The organism is Patescibacteria group bacterium, assembly GCA_034520665.1.
Lineage (GTDB): Bacteria > Patescibacteriota > Patescibacteriia > JAXHNJ01 > JAXHNJ01 > JAXHNJ01.
Map to the genome: position 1 here is coordinate 515069 of JAXHNJ010000002.1, position 16019 is coordinate 531087.

Here is a 16019-nt window from a genome sequence, read left to right on the forward strand (position 1 = left end):
TTGTATTATTCATCTAAATGTTAATAATTAATAAATTTTTACCAGCCAAGAGAAATTAAAATTGCAGCTAAGGGAAATAAAATCCAGTAAAAGGTAGGTAAGCCCAAAAACCAGCTTTGATGCCACCAAAGCTTTTTATTTTTTTTATTAAAGTTTTTTAAACCAAAATGAGGATTAAAAATAAACCAGAGAAAATCCTCCAAACTCCAAACAAAAATCCAGGAGCCAATAATCAATAATTCTTTTTCTAAACTCCAGCTTGTAAAAAATAAAGGAAAATGAATTAATAAAAAGGTAAAACTAAGAAAATAAATATGGTAGCCAGTAATCGGTTTTAAACCGATTTTTTGCTTTAATTTAAAAGTTGGTAGTTTTTTAGCCCAGCCGTACTGGCCCTCAATTTGAATTTCCAGCAGAGCCAAAATAAAAGCACAAATGATAAGATAGAATAAATATAATGGTAGTTTCATAATTTATATTTTAATTTTTTTATAAGTTATTATCCACTAACTTAGCTTTAACGGCTTTTAACAGACTAAAATGAGATTCTACGGTTTTAATAATTTCGAAACCTTTATTTTGTAATATTTCTTCCAAGTTTGTCATTTTAATTTGGTTGACATGAGTATTATTCCAAACTTTACCTCTTCCCAATTTTGTCCAAAAAAACCAAATTATTTCAAAAAGAAGATTTTCGTTCGGTACTAATATAATTAATTCTCCTTCCTTTTTTAAACATCTTTGCATTTCGCCAATTACTTTTTTTGGATTAATAACGTGTTCAATAACCTCAAAACAAGTAATAAAATCAAAAAAATTATTTTTATAAGGGAGATTATGGCAGTCAGCCACTTGGGTTTTAAAATGAGGATATTTCTTTTTAGCATATTCTATACTTGGCTTTGATATATCAACGCCGTAAGCTTCTACATTTCCCATTTTTTTCGCCACTTTTTCCATAAAGAGACAGCCATTACAGCCGACATCTAAGTAACGTTTTCCCTTAAAATTTTTCGGTATCATGTCTAATATTAATTTAAATCTTTTATTGTGCCACCAGCGTTGATACCGATTCTTTTTTATACTTTTTTCATAGTAGTGAGGCGGAACTTCTGAATGTATTTTATCAATTTTATTTCTACTAATCATTTTTTATTATTTTATTTGGTAATAAATTAAAATTTAGTTATATATTTTTTTGTTGTAACTTTATTTTCTCCAAAAGTCCAAGCTAACACTAAAAGTAAACTAAATAATCCGATAAAACTATCATTAAAAAAACGAGAAAAAACAAAGAAAGTAAAGGTAAATAAAGTATAAAACAAAGTAATATTTTTTACAGTATTATTACATTTTAATTTTTTTATAAGCCATAAAAATAAAGGCAAGCTAATAAGTATTTGTAAAATATAAGTTATAGAAAAACCGTGCATTGATTTAATTATACCCGACTTAACTAAAATTCCTCCCCAACCAACACCAGAAGCAGGAAAGCTAGTTTTTAATCCACCAATACCAAATAAGAAAACATCTTTGATAAAATTAGAGGCAGACCAAAATAAAAATGGACTAATAAAAATAATAAAAACAATTAATCCAGGTAGTAGTTTTTTAAAGGAATATTTTATTCTGGGCCAATTTTTTTTATTTTTAGGTATGTAATAAAAATGGAAAAAATAGAATAAGGTTAAAAACCAGGCATATTGTTTAGAAGCACAAGCTAAACCAAGGAAAATAATAGACCAAAAATCTTTATTTTTATTAAGAAAAAATAATGAAATTAAAATTAGAAAAAAAGTAAATATATCATTTTGCCCGTGAATAAGACTAATTAAAAAATAAGGATTTAAGGCGGCAATTAATATAATACTAAGCTTTTTTTCCTTATTTTTGGGAATTAAATATAATAAAATTAAACTTAAAAAATAAAAAATAATCAATATTATTAAAGAATCAGCAAAACCGAAGTAATGATAAGTAATTATTTGAACAAAAGTATTGGATAATAAAAAGAATGGCAGATAAACATAATGCATAAATTCACCTTCATATCTTTTACTATATTTATTAGAATATATATGACCAAAAGGAGTAGAGGAAAAATTAACGGCATAGGGATTTTTGCCTCTGATAAGAAGATTGGAGGCATTTAAAGTTTTGGCGCCACTGTCATTCAAATTATATTCTGGATAGGTTTCTTGTCTAAGTTGAATTCTTGGTAGAGTTGCTGTTAGTAAAATGGTTAATATAGTTATAGAAATTATTATTAATTTTGTATAATGATATGATTTATTTTTGGATTTTTTAATATCAAAGATAATCAAAAAAATAAGGCCGATAAAAGTCATAAGATAAAAAACAGAATTATCAAAAAGTACTTTTCCCCCACTAATATAAGTATTGACATATCTTACAACAAAAGGCGCTAGTATAGCGTAGAGAACAGTGCTTAGTGAAATTTTTTTCATATACTAATTTTACCACAAAAAAAGAAAGCCTTAAATATCAGCCTTCTTTTTTAATATAATTTTGATTTAATTACAATATTTCCATTTTCAAAATTTTTACGCCCCAGTTTTTAGCTTCCTGCTTGGAGGGCATCCAGATGTCAGCAATGTATTTACCTTTGTAAGAAGCCATGCGATCGGTAACTGTAAAAATTTTATCACCATAAGCCTCCGGGAATCTGACCTTAGTGCCAAAAGGGAGATAATTGTAAGCTAGAGTCCCGTCTTCGACTCTCTGACCGGAAGCAGTGATAAAAGGATCGCCAGAACATTCATCCGGACTGGAAGAATAAGCGGTGATGGTTAGGTGAATCTGACTTCTGGCCGGTCTGTTTTTAACTTTTGGCAAACCTGGCATTTTTTGAATTTGCTCAAAAGTAGCGTAATTTTGGTATTGATCTTTGGTTAAAAAGTTATTTTCAATTACTTGTTTAGCTGAAGTTTGGGGAATACCTAAATTTATCAAACTTAAAATGGAGATAAAAGTAATAATATTTTGTTTAGAAAAGACCTTTCTGGTCTTCATAAGTTTTATAAATTAATGATAATCTATTAAAAAACTGCTAATATTAGCTAAATAAAGCAGTTTTCACTTGATAGATTACCTTAGCATAATGACAATCTTTGTCAAGGGGATATTTTGTGTAAAAAAACCCTGTTTCAAAAAATGAAACAGGGAATAAGAACTCTACTTAAGAGTAATATACATTTTGTCAGAGTATCCGTCCCACTTAATTAACACAAGAATATTTACCCCCTCATCATAATAGCGAGTGAAAGAGTCTTCACCGTGATGACCAAGATTTAAGGTGTTGCCCCTTCTTTTATTTACTTGTATTTACTTGTGAATCATTTATAATGAAACGAAAAGAGCCTCCGCTAGAATTGGAATTTTTTGCTGTCATAGTATGAGTATTCCAGTCCCAAGTAAATTTTACACCCTCATATTCAAAATGAATTTTGCCTTCAGAATCAGGCTCAAAAACATTCTTTGAGCAAGAAATGAAAATAAAAAGAATTAATATAGTTACGATGACTGGATAAAACCTCTTCATTTTCAATCACCTCTTTTGTAAAAAAGATTAAAAAGAACAATAAATTACTTATTTGGGAAGCACTTAAATTTATCAGATAATTATTTTTTTGTCAAGGGAAAAAATAAAAAACCTCTCTTTGAAAGTAAAGAAAGGCTAATTAAAGGGTAAATAATGGATTACTCTTTTTAATTATTTCATTTTTAAGACGTCACTATCTATTAGCCTTAAAGCTTATTAAAAAAGTTAAATTCTGTCAATTTTAAAAATAACCCAAATAAAACCAGGTTATTTTGTTTGAAGCGGCAGATATTTATTGGGAAGACGACCCTTTTTTCCGCCGGCCGGAGCCGCTATGATATGTATTTATTGCGCTAATATTATATTTTGGAGCGAGAGAGGGGACTCGAACCCCCGACCTTCTCCTTGGCAAGGAGATGTTCTAGCCAACTGAACTACTCTCGCATATTTATTAATACTGTAATATTTATTATAAACGGCGGCGGGCCGGTTGGCAAGGAATATATTTTTAACAACTGTCAGCCAGAGGCCGATCCGCTTTGTCTGCCACAGGCAGGCTTTGGTGGAGACTACTGCCGTAAAAATCTAAGTCTACGGGTGGGACCTCCCGCTCCTTGATTTATTATTTCGCAAGGAATGGCGGGATCTCGCCATTAAGACAGGAGAACCGGCGAATAGAGGTTTTGTCCCGATTTCTCCAAAATTTTGAAGTTAAGTGGAGGCCACGGCCGGAATTGAACCGGCGAATAGAGGTTTTGCAGACCCCTGCCTTACCACTTGGCTACGTGGCCATGGCTTCAAAATTTTGTTGAGAAATCGAGGATCCTCGCAAAAGTACTAGTATATAAAATATTTATTTCATCATTGCGGGACAGACCCCCGCCTAGACTTTACTCCGTCAAATGACGGAGATTTGCTTGCCCCACGAAGCTTAAAAGCGAAGTGGGGGCTTATGTGGCCGTGAAAATTATAACTGGCGGAGCCGACTCTGTTGCCTAACGGAATGGCCGCGAAAAAATTGGTGGAGACTATTTTATATAGAAGACATAAATAACTTTTTAAATATTAACAAATTTTGATTATTTTTTCAAGAGTTTATTTATCGATTTGCCAAAGCCAGGTATTATTGTATTTTTTAATAATTTTGTAATTATTTTCTATATATTGGTCAATAATATTTTTTTGGTAATTAAATCTCTCCCCAATTTTATAATTAGTAATAATATAACTTGGTTTTTCATTTATTAATATATTATAATTTTTATCTAAAAAAAACTGATTACCCTGAATTGTTTCTATAACATTTGTATAATAGGGATTATATTTTTTTAATTCAAAATATAAACCTGGCAAAAAAGGATGAGCAAATATTGATTCCTTTTTAACTGTATTTTTTATATCCTTAATCATATTTTTGGTATAATTACTTGTCTCAAGACGTTCAGTAAATTTAAGAAAAAGAGAGGCATAGATTATAAAAATAATTAATATAACAAAAACACTCAGTAGTTTTTTTGAAAAATATTTACGAAAAACATTATACTTTTCTCTTATTAGAAGTGCCGACAAAATTATCAGAGGGAAAGAATTAAGGAGTAGATGATAAATATCTGGAAGATTTAAAATTGATATAAATAGAGCAAGCTGGAGCCCGAAAAGCCAGCAATATTTGTCTTTTAGTCTATCATTTTTTTTATATAGTATAAGAAGCCCCAACCAAATAATTATAAACAGAAGAATAAAAGTATAGCTTATTTTATTCACATCATGATAAATACGAACTATCCGTAGAAGTGCTGTAAAAACAAAAATTCCCCACGTCATCAAACCAATAGCAAAAATTAGCAGTATTCCGCTTAATGAATAAATAATATGTTTTAAAGAAATTTTATTTTTTTTATATAAATATACTAAAAATATTCCAAGCCAGATAATAAGAGCTATACCTTTATTTTGAAGAAAGTAAAATGTTAAAGCGCTCAAAATACCAGAGAGAAAAATATATAATACCTTTTTTTCCGAAAGGTATTTAAAAAGAAAGTAGGTGAGAATAATAGTAAGAAAAAGACTGTAAGTATTATGATTAATTAGAGGATAGGAAAGGCTAGTTATAATAAAAAAAACAAAAGTAGCAATCAAGCCGGCTGTTTTATAAGGACTTAAAATAAGAAAAATTTTGTATATTAACCAGGTACTAAGAACAAGACATAAAAATGAAAATATTTTGACTATTAAATAAGAAGCTCCGAATAAACTAAAAATTCCATAAATTAGATAAAAAGATCCCGGGCTTATATATTCAAAAAAATCATGATAAAGCATCCGGCCATTATAAATATTCCAAGCTCCATTTAAGGCAATTCCCTCGTCGGAACTTAAACCATACCAAAAATGTAACAAAAAAGCAGATATTAAAAATAAAGATAAGACTAAACTTACCCGGCTTATTTTTTTATTATTTATAATTTTATTTATCAAGATAATTAAGTAAAATTTCTTTATTTTTTTTAATATCTTTTTTAACTTGTTGATAAAGTTTTCTTTTAGAATAAAATTTTATTAAAGGCCTTATTTTTTTAATAATTTTCACTTTTATTTTTTGTCCATAGATATCAGGGCAATTTTTTAGAAAAAAAACTTCTAGTTTTGAACAATTATTTTTGTCTAGAGCACCAAAAATTAGTATGGCCGGGTATTTTTCTTTTTTCAAAAAAGCAAAGCAAGCATAAACTCCCGGCTCAATATTTTTAGCTAAATTAGGGTTAAGATTAGCCGTGGGAAAGCCTTGTTTTTTACCTTGTCCGTCGCCTTTAATAACCGGCCCCTGAATAATCATTTTATGAATTTCATAAATTTCTGGTGAATAACTCCGTTAGAACAAATCATATCTTTTGATTTTAAGTTCCAGTCTTTGCCATTAAAATCTGTAGCTTGGCCGCCGGCTTCTCTGACTAGCAAAATTCCGGGCGCAATATCCCAAGCCTTACCTCCAGGAATGACAAAGCCTTCGGCTCGGCCAGAAGCCACCCAAGCGGTTTCAATACCCCCGGCTCCTAGTTGCCTGATATCTAAAGCTTTCATTTTTAGTTTAGAATAAATTTTTAAGGCTTTTTTAACCTGTTTTTTCTGATAACCATGACAAAAATAAAAGATTGATTTGTTAACGGCTCTTTTCTGACTGACCTGAATTTTTTTATTGTTTAAATAAGCACCTTGACCTTTTTCAGCCCAGTATAATTCTTTCATATAGGGAGCATAAATAACTCCTAAAATAACTTCATTTTTATAAGTTAAAGCAATAGCCGTGCAAAATAAGGGATTACCCATTAAATAATTATGAGTGCCATCCAAGGGATCAATAACCCAGGTGTAATCGGATTTTTTATGAGTTTGGCCTGATTCCTCGCCTAAAATATTATGATCCGGAAATTTTTCAGTAATAATTTTCTTAATAATTTTTTCCGCTTTTTCATCCACTTTAGTAGCCAGGCCACTAAAACCGCCTTTGTTTTTTATATCCTTACTTTTTACCTGGTGAAAATTTTTTAAAATGTATTGACCGGCCTTTTTAGCGGCCTTTAGGGCTGTTTTTTTCATAAAGTAATATCTTTAAATTTATTAGTCATATTTTCCAGGTCAAAAATAGCGAAAGAGGGATATTGGAACATACCGCCGGCGGTGCCAGGGTTCAAAAGATAAGTATCACCATTTTTTTCAAAAGATTTAGCGTGATTATGACCAAAGCAAACTAAATCATATTTGTGACTACTAGCTAATTCCTTAGCTTTGTCCGAGAAATGGATCATAGCTATTTTTTTACCATTTAGTTCAAATTCAGCCAAATCCCCGTAATGATTAACTTTATCAGATTTATCAGCCAATTCTTTTTCAGTTTCTTGGTCAGCTACGTTGCCATAAACCATATAAATTTTTCCTTCAAATTCCTCTATCATTTTTTTTAACATAGAAGGGGCGGCTAGGTCACCACAGAAAAAAATAGTTTTAATCTCTCCTTCTTTTAAATTTTTATTAATAATTTGCCAGCTTTTATAATTATCATGTAAATCTGACAAAATAGCGATTTTCATAATATTAAATTTCCTTTTTATACCAGATTTTATCTAGTTTCTGGTATTTTAATCGGTTATATAATTTAATCGCTTTAGGGCGGTAGTCTTCAGTGTATAAAACTAATGTTTTTACTTTTTTCTTTTTGGCAATTTTTTTAATTTCCTTCATCATTTTGTCAGCCAGGCCCTGTCCTCGGTAGTCTTTGTCAATAACTACATCATCAATCAGGCCCATTTTGTCTTTAAGCCAAAATTCGGGGATAATACGCAGAGTTACATGGCCGATAAGTTTATTATTTTTTTCTAGAACTAATTCATAGTCATAATTAGCCTTAATAATTTTATGCCAGGCTTTTTTTAGTTTTTTCATATTTTTTGGCACTATTTTTCCGGGACTCCAAAGCTGCTCATACAAACGCATGATTTCAGAGAAGTCCGATTTTTTGGCCGGTCGGAATTTCATAGGTTTATTATAGAATATTTAATTATATTGGGCTAATTTGTTTTAAATATTTATCTTATCAATCTGAAATTAATCTATCATTATCCTAGTAATAATTTCGGTAACTGGAATATTTATAATTTTCTGGGTTTTTAACTAAATTAGCTCGGACAGGATTATGATGAATCTAATCTAATTTTTGTTTTAAAAAATTTATAGAAAAAATATTTTTTATCCAGCCTTGACTCGGCCAGAGTTTATGAGTTTATTTTTTGGTATTAACCGTAAACGTTTTTAATAACTTTTGAGAAATTCGAAACTATCTTTTTTTGGTTTTGAGGAAGTTGGATTTCTTAATTATATTTTTAAATTTTATTTCGAGAAGATCCAACCGGATAGAGCCACGCGGATCAGGAGATCCGCGCTTTTCGGGTAATTTTAAGGGTTTCCTTGGCAGTTTGTTTTATACTAGGTAGATGAGGGCCATGACCCTCATCTAGGCCTGGTTTACTAATTAATAATTCTATGTAAATAATCAGGCATAATTTAGATAGCAGAGATAAATCTTTTGCTTTCGCGAAAACAAATATTCCTATCCGCGTAGCTGGAGATTTATCTCCAGGAGTTAGAATAATTCGGGTAGAGGCGAGCCCTTGCTCGCCTCTAAAATAAGGCCAAAGCGAGGGCTTTGGCCGACCCTTTTTATTATAAATACTAAAATAATTTTCAAAAAGCTAAATTCTCTAAAATTATTAATCTATCTTCATTACAGAATTATTTAAATAATAATTACGATAACCTGAATATTTATAATCTTTGAGGTTTTCAAAAACATTTTATATCTCAATCTGCATCAAATCTTTGGCTAAAACAATTGGGCCTTTATAGGTTTTCTGGGCTTGTTTTTTAAGATCGTATTTTTCACATTCCGGATAAAAATGTGTTAAAACTAATTTTTTTACTTTTGCTTTGGAAGCAATTTTGCCAGCTTGGGAAGGAGTTAAATGGCTTTTAACTTTATTTTGATTGGGCATGCTACTTTCAATTAATAGTAAGTCCGTATTTTTTGAAATTTCCAATAGGCTTTTCGGATAGTCAAAACATATATCTCCGGCGTAAACCATTGATTTTCCTTTATATTCAATACGATAAGCGACGGCGTAAGGAGAAAAAGTATGGCCTTGTTTCCAGGTATAGACTGATTTTACTTGGAAATTCTTCGCTTTGTAGGTTAAATTATGCATTTCTTTAATCTTTAACTTAAAACAAAAGTACTCCGTATATTTAGGAAAAAATGCCTCCCCATTTTTTTGATAAATCCTTTTATTTTTTTAGGACCGAGTAAAACAATTTCACGATTGGTTTGTCTGACCCACCAATTCCAAAAAAGAGCCGGTAGATCGGCCACATGATCGACATGTGTGTGGGTAATTAAAATATAATTTATTTTTGTGTCATCATAGCCGGCATCTATAATATGCTCTTTGGTCCCGGAGCCAGCGTCCATTAAGATTAAATCTCGGCCAATCTCCAGGAGATAACCGGGTTCATTTCTTTTGGTTGAAGGATCAGTTGTGCCCGATCCTAGAATGGTTAGTTTCATTTAATAATATTCTTTAAATAATTTGATAAATTCTTGGTTATATTTTTTTAGTTTTTTTCTTATTTTTTGGCCGGTTTTTGTAAAAAATTTAGGCTTAAAATTTTTCAAATAATCAAGAAGTTTGTTGATAGCTTTTTCATGAGGGTATCCCTTTATTAATAAATCGCCATATTCTCGTATTATACCCACCGGACCATAACACTGCAGTTTACCAGCATCAAAAATAATTTTACCCTCTAAAGTTTTAATTTTATGGCTGTTTCTAGTATCGTGATATCTAATGGCTTCTCCGATTTTATAAATTACCTCTTTGTCTAGTCCAATTTTATTTAATAATTTATTGGCTATTTTCCGGCTATTTTCTCCGTGAGGCTGACTTCTTTTTTTTGGCGCTAAGTCATGAACCAGCCCAGCCACATAGCAGATATTCTTATCAGCTCCTTCTTTTTGAGCTATTTTTTTGGCTAATTCAGCGGTTTTCAAGGCATGATTATAATGATGAAAGGGGTCATTATTTTTGTTATATATTTTAATAACTTCTTTTCTTATTTTTTCGATTTCTTTTTGTGAAAGCCTAGCCATAGATTTATTAGATTTTTAATTTTTAACATATTTTATCACTATTTTTGTGATACCTAAAGCGCTAAAATATCCGAAAACAGCACCGATTAAAATTACTAACCATTCATATAAGCCTAAAGCAGTGACATGAAAAAAACTATTCAAAGGTGAATAAATGATTATTATTTGCAGTAAAAATGAGAATACCAGAGCTAGTAAGAGCCATTTATTAGATAACCAATTTAATTTTTCCCTATATCTAATGCTGGCAATTCTAATAAATTCGTAAATAATAAAGCCAGTGAATAGAGCCGTTCTGGCTACCTCAAGTCCTCGGGGTAGAAGTATAAAAAAGGTAGCGAATAATATTATCATTTTTTTTAGGCCGATAGAGCCGATTAACCAAGCTAGAGTTTTATTAATAATTGATTCGTGGGCTTTTCGGGGCTTCTCTTTCATAATATCTGGTCGGGCCGGATCGACAGCCAAAGCCAAAGCGGGCAAACCGTCTGTTAAAAGATTAATCCAAAGAATTTGCACTGGCAAAAGAACCGGCTCCTTGGTAGTAATAAATAAAGTAGCTAGAAGAATAACCCCAACTTCAGCTAAATTACAAACAAGAAGATAATTAATAGCTTTTCTAATATTATCAAATATTTTCCGACCTTCTTTTATAGCCGTGACAATAGTTTTAAAATTATCATCGAGCAAAATCATGTCACTGGTTTCTTTAGCAATTTCCGTGCCATTAATGCCCATAGCAATGCCAACATGAGCTTGCTTTAGAGCCAGAGAGTCATTAACTCCGTCTCCTGTCATGGCCACCCGATTATCTTTTTCCAGTATTTTTAAAATACGCATTTTGTGAAAAGGGTTTATCCGGGCAAAAATATTAATTCCTTGATCTAATTTTTTTTGCAAAATATTCTTATCCATTTTTTCCAGTTCATGACCCTCAATTAAGCCTTGGCTAGTCAAACCAATCTTATCGGCAATAGCTACGGCTGTATTTGGATTATCACCAGTTACCATGATTACTCTAATGCCGGCTGTTTTACATTTTTTCAAAACGGATTTTATTTCCGGATGGGGCGGATCTTCCATAGCCTGAAGACCCAGCCAAATTAATTCTGATTCCAGCTTATTTTTTGGGTCTTTGGTTTTTTTATAAGCAAAGCCTAAAACCCTCAAGGCCTGATTAGCAAATTCTTTATTACGGGCTAAAATTTCTTGCTTAATCTCTTTTTTTAGAGGAATTATTTTGCCATTTTTATAATATTTTTTACATTTTTTAATTAAAATTTCTGGCGCTCCTTTAGTATAGACTGTATAGTCTGGATTATTTAAATTTTTAACCACCACACTCATCATTTTTCTATCAGCAGTAAAGGGAATTTCGTTTATTCTTTTATTTTTTTCTAGTATCTTGGCCGTATCAACTATTTTATCAGCGGCTCGATAAAGAGCTACTTCAGTTTCATCGCCAATATATTTTTTTTCTTTTGACTTATTTTTTTGTTTTTTTGTATCATTGCATAAAACCCCGCAGACCAACATTGGTTTTAATGGTTTAATATCGTTTACATTTAATTTATCGGCTTTGTAAATTTTACTAGCCATAAAAAGATCAGTAACCGTCATTTCATTTTTAGTAATAGTACCGGTTTTGTCAGTACAGATAATATTAACTGAACCAATTGATTCGGCTACCCCCAGTTTTCTTATTAAAGCCTTCTTTTTAACCATTAGTTTAGCGCCAAAAGCCAGAGTCAAAACAACAATAGCTGGCAAACCTTCAGGGATAGAAGCTACGGCTAAAGAAATGGCGGTTAAAACTGAGATATATAAGGAGTATTTAAAAAGGCTGATTAAAAAAATTATAACCGTAATAACGCCAACTAGCCAGAATATTTTTTTACTGAATTTTGAAATTTCTTTTTCAAAAAGAGTTTTGTTCTTTTTTATATCTTGCAGTTTATCGGCAATTTTACCAATTTTTGTGCTCATACCAGTATTTATAATACGAGCCTTAGCTCGACCGATATAAACAAAAGTATTCATATATATTTTTTCTTCCCCTTTTTTACTTACGGCCCTGGATTCCCCGGTTAAACTGGACTCGTCAACTTTTAAATTATGAGATTCAATAATTTTGGCATCAGCCGGAATAATATCTCCCGATTCTAGAAAAATAATATCATTTTGTGCTAACTTGGTACTTGGTATTTCCTTTATTTTACCGTCTCTTAATACTTTAGCCTTGGGAGTAGCCATTTTTTGCAAGGCTTCAATTGATTTTTCAGCCTTATACTCCTGAAAAAAACCAGAGATACCGGAAATAAGTACAATAATTAAAATAAGAACGGCATCAATAATATTGGGGTCAGTATTAGGTAAAAAACCGATAACTAGAGAAATAACAGCGGCGATAATTAAAATTATTATCAAAGGTGAAGTAAATTGAGATAATAAAATTTTGAACGGGCTCTCTTGCTTTTTCTTTTTAATTTGATTAAGCCCGTCTTTTTTAAGAATTTTTGCTGCTTGTTTGGTTGATAAACCTTTATACGGCATTTTTTTTAACTTTCCATTTTACTAATAAATTAGAAAATAAAATTGGTACAAGAAATTTAAAAACTATACTTGAGGCAATAATTATGGAAAATAAATCACTTTTTATTAACCCATTATCAAATAAGATTTTTATTATAATAATACTGGTACTAAATCTTACAGAAAGACCAATACCAAGTAGAATAGATTTTTTTGTACCTAATGTATTTTTAGCAATAAGATAACTAGCTAAAAGTTTTCCTGTTTTTGCCACACTGACGACCAAAAGAATTAATAAAGGATATTTTATAAGATATCCCATATCCATCTCTACTCCTACTGACAAGAAAAATATTGGAGCAAAAAAACCATAACATAATGATTTAATTTCGCTTTCTATTTTAAGTAATTTTTCTTTTGGAAGGAAATTTTTAAGAATAACTCCTGCTAATAAAGCAGTAATTATTTCAATTTGAATATATTTTCCAATTCCAATAAAAAGAAAAAAAATAGATAAAGTTAGGAGAAAAAGATTTTCTATAGATAGGTGAGTAAATTTTTGTATTTTTATTTTTAATCTTTTTATAATGAAAATTATAATAAATAAAAAGGAAAAGGAAATAGTAATTGAAAATATATTTATTTGATGATTGCCAGTTGAGCCAGTTAAAAAAATTACAATAATAAGAAGAATAAATTCTATTATATCGTCTAGTGTGCCAATGCCAATAATACTTTGTCCTAATTTAGTATTTATTATTTTAAATTCATCTAAAATAGGAATTAATATTGCTTCGCCAACTGTAGCAAAAGATAAAGCCACTAAAAATGCTATAAACCAACTATAACCAAAAACAAAATGAATAAGTAAAGAACCCATAACCCCTTCTAAAAAAATAATAAAAAAAGTAGCTCTAAAGATAAAACTACCTATTTTTTTCAATTTTTTTAAATTTATTTCAAAACCGATAATAAAAAGTAAAAAATACATTCCGAGTTGAGACATAAATTCAAATGTCTCAGAAGAAGTAATAGATTTAAAAGGATTATATATAGCTAGTAATGTTCCAAGTAATAAAGAAGCAAAAATCCAAGGAACTCTAATTTTTTCAATTTGCTTGCCAATTACAAAAGTGAGAAGAAATAAGGCACCTAAAAATATAAAAATATTAATCATAAATATAATAGTTTATTTAAGTTTACAAAAAAATAAAAGAAATATTATAAATACATCTTTATTATAGCAAAAATAGTACAATTATTAAATTATTTTTTGTATTTTTTTTTGAATTAATTTCTCTAATTGATTTATTTGAGGCTTAAGAGGCCTAGCTGTGTTAATGGTGTATAAAAATATTATTTTTTTGAGATTTTTTAAGTATAAATGTTTTCCTTGATGATAGATATATTTATTAGAAATATATTCTTTGTTTATAGTTTTAAAATCAGTATTTTTATTTTTAAATCTTTTTAATATTATTTTTTCCGGACAAAAAATATTCAGCCAAATTAAATGAGCTCTAAATTTACGAGCTATTTGTTTATGTTTCTTAATATCAGATAAAGTCTGATTGCCGGCATCTATAAGAAGGCTATATTTTTCTTTAAGTAATCTTTCTGAAGATTTGTATAGAATTTTTTTTATGGCTTTATTAAAATTCTTTTTTTATAAAGATTGATAAAAATTTGACGAATAGCGTCTGAACGAAGAATAACCAAAGGAAGTTTTTCAGCTATTCTTTTAGCGGTTGTGCTTTTACCAGCACCTACTTTGCCAAATAAACAAATATAAATTGGACTTTTTAATTTTTTTTTCGGAATTTTTAAAGAATCAAAAAACTGCTGATAAATTTTTTTCTCATCAGCAGTAAAATCCGTATTAAAGATTTTTTTTGTCATAATTTATTTAACTAAACTTTTCAAAAACTTCATAGTTTTTTTGGAAGTGAGGAAATTCTTGAGGTACATTTTGTATTGAGGACTATCAAGCTGTTTAATAATTTCCTGATTGTCTTGGTATTGTTTTTTAGCTTTTTTAACTTCTTCTTCCACTTCTTTATCACTAGCTTCAATATTTTCTTTTTGCGCAATGTGTTGCATAACCAGAGCAGTTTTTATTCTCTGCTTGGCTTGTGGTCTTAATTCTTTTTTCAAGTCTTCTTGACTTTTTTTAATACTTTTTAAGTAATCATCAAATTTAAGTCCTTGCCGGGCGATATTTTGTTCCATTTCTTTAAGCATTTTATCCAGCTCTGAGTTGATTAATAATTCAGGTATCTCGGCAAATTTTGAATTTTTAATAATATCTTTGAAAATTTTAGACTCAAACTTTCTTTCTTCTCGTAATTTTTTTTCTTTTTTTAGATTTTCTTCAATATTTTTTTGCAGTTGGGCAAAATTTTTAAATTTGCCTAAGGTCTTAGCAAATTCGTCATTTAATTCCGGTAATTCAATTTTATAAACTGCCAGCATTTTAACTTTAAACTCGGCTTCTTTGCCGGCTAGATCTTTTTTATGATAATCTTTGGGGAATTTTAGTTTAAACTCTTTGACTTTATTTTTAGTTAAGCCAATTAAGTTCTCTTCAAAACCAGGAATAAAACTGCCTTGGCCGATAACTAAAGGATGTTTTTTGGAAGAGCCGCCTTCAATCGGTACTTTATCGACAAAAACATCAAAGTTAACTTCGACTTTATCTCCTTTCTTAGCTGACCGGTCTACGGAGATTTCTTGGCCTCGCATTTGTTGGAGTTTTTTTAGAGCTTCATCAATTTCCTTTTTTTCTAGTTTTACTTCTTCTTTTTTTGCTTTTACGTTTTTGTAATCACCTAGAGTTATATCGGGCAAAAGAGCTACTTTAGCTTTATAAACCAAAGGGTTGCCCGGAGCTAGTTTTTCAATTTCAATTTTTGGCTGACCTAAAGTTTTTAAATTATGATCAAGCACGGCTTTAGGAAAAGTTTTTTTAACAATATCTTCCACGGCTTCCTGATATATTTGGGCTTCACCGACTTGTTTTTTAACCAGGTCATAAGGAGCCTTGCCTGGCCTGAAACCGGATATTTTCATACCCTTAGACATACGGGCGGCCGCATTAGTTAAAAATGGTTTAAGTTCGTAATTTGAGACTTCAATGGTTAATTCAGCCTCTGATTGAGGTAATTTTTTAACATCAACTTTCATAAAAATAATTTACTTTAATTTTTAATAACGTTTTCTTATTTTAAC

16 protein-coding genes and 2 tRNA genes are annotated in these 16019 nt (G+C 30.2%); all 18 read right to left on the reverse strand.

Features of this window, described 5'->3' with window-relative positions; all coding sequences use genetic code 11:
* Nucleotides 1-38 precede the first annotated feature (38 nt).
* Complete coding sequence (locus U5L76_04895) at nt 39-470, reverse strand: hypothetical protein (GenBank protein MDZ7798910.1); 432 nt, start codon at nt 468-470, stop codon at nt 39-41.
* Between the two features lie 19 nt (nt 471-489).
* Entirely contained in the window at nt 490-1149 is a 660-nt protein-coding gene (locus U5L76_04900) for a class I SAM-dependent methyltransferase (protein MDZ7798911.1), read from the reverse strand.
* 26 nt (nt 1150-1175) lie between these two features.
* Nucleotides 1176-2468, reverse strand: coding sequence for a glycosyltransferase family 87 protein (locus U5L76_04905; GenBank protein MDZ7798912.1), 1293 nt, complete (start codon nt 2466-2468; stop codon nt 1176-1178).
* Between the two features lie 70 nt (nt 2469-2538).
* Entirely contained in the window at nt 2539-3033 is a 495-nt protein-coding gene (locus U5L76_04910) for a 3D domain-containing protein (protein MDZ7798913.1), read from the reverse strand.
* Between the two features lie 896 nt (nt 3034-3929).
* Nucleotides 3930-4006, reverse strand: a tRNA-Gly gene (locus U5L76_04915).
* A 272-nt stretch (nt 4007-4278) separates the two neighbouring features.
* A tRNA-Cys gene (locus tag U5L76_04920) sits at nt 4279-4353 on the reverse strand.
* Nucleotides 4354-4657: 304 nt separating this feature from the next.
* Nucleotides 4658-6040, reverse strand: a complete 1383-nt coding sequence (locus U5L76_04925; protein ID MDZ7798914.1) for a glycosyltransferase family 39 protein — start codon at nt 6038-6040, stop codon at nt 4658-4660.
* Nucleotides 6030-6398 carry a riboflavin kinase gene (locus U5L76_04930; GenBank protein MDZ7798915.1) on the reverse strand — a complete coding sequence of 123 codons (369 nt, stop codon included), beginning with the start codon at nt 6396-6398 and terminating at the stop codon, nt 6030-6032. Before U5L76_04930 ends, U5L76_04925 begins: the two co-directional genes overlap by 11 nt.
* Nucleotides 6395-7159, reverse strand: coding sequence for an inositol monophosphatase family protein (locus U5L76_04935; GenBank protein ID MDZ7798916.1), 765 nt, complete (start codon nt 7157-7159; stop codon nt 6395-6397). The genes U5L76_04930 and U5L76_04935 overlap by 4 nt, the downstream gene beginning before the upstream one ends.
* Nucleotides 7156-7650 (reverse strand): YfcE family phosphodiesterase, encoded by a 495-nt coding sequence (locus U5L76_04940; protein MDZ7798917.1) that lies wholly within the window; start codon nt 7648-7650, stop codon nt 7156-7158. The genes U5L76_04935 and U5L76_04940 overlap by 4 nt, the downstream gene beginning before the upstream one ends.
* 4 nt (nt 7651-7654) lie before the next feature.
* The gene (locus U5L76_04945; protein MDZ7798918.1) at nt 7655-8095 is read right to left on the reverse strand and encodes a GNAT family N-acetyltransferase; all 441 of its coding nucleotides are present in this window, start codon (nt 8093-8095) and stop codon (nt 7655-7657) included.
* Between the two features lie 815 nt (nt 8096-8910).
* Nucleotides 8911-9318, reverse strand: a complete 408-nt coding sequence (locus U5L76_04950) for an MBL fold metallo-hydrolase (GenBank protein MDZ7798919.1) — start codon at nt 9316-9318, stop codon at nt 8911-8913.
* An 11-nt stretch (nt 9319-9329) separates the two neighbouring features.
* Nucleotides 9330-9677 carry an MBL fold metallo-hydrolase gene (locus U5L76_04955; protein MDZ7798920.1) on the reverse strand — a complete coding sequence of 116 codons (348 nt, stop codon included), beginning with the start codon at nt 9675-9677 and terminating at the stop codon, nt 9330-9332.
* Nucleotides 9678-10259, reverse strand: a complete 582-nt coding sequence (locus tag U5L76_04960) for an HD domain-containing protein (GenBank protein ID MDZ7798921.1) — start codon at nt 10257-10259, stop codon at nt 9678-9680.
* Between the two features lie 15 nt (nt 10260-10274).
* A complete protein-coding gene (locus U5L76_04965; protein MDZ7798922.1) occupies nt 10275-12812 on the reverse strand; it encodes a cation-translocating P-type ATPase in 2538 nt (845 codons plus the stop codon).
* Nucleotides 12802-13968, reverse strand: coding sequence for a cation:proton antiporter (locus U5L76_04970; GenBank protein MDZ7798923.1), 1167 nt, complete (start codon nt 13966-13968; stop codon nt 12802-12804). The genes U5L76_04965 and U5L76_04970 overlap by 11 nt, the downstream gene beginning before the upstream one ends.
* A gap of 464 nt (nt 13969-14432) precedes the next feature.
* Nucleotides 14433-14690, reverse strand: coding sequence for a hypothetical protein (locus tag U5L76_04975; protein MDZ7798924.1), 258 nt, complete (start codon nt 14688-14690; stop codon nt 14433-14435).
* A 3-nt stretch (nt 14691-14693) separates the two neighbouring features.
* Entirely contained in the window at nt 14694-15974 is a 1281-nt protein-coding gene (tig, locus tag U5L76_04980) for a trigger factor (protein ID MDZ7798925.1), read from the reverse strand.
* Between the last annotated feature and the right edge of the window lie 45 nt (nt 15975-16019).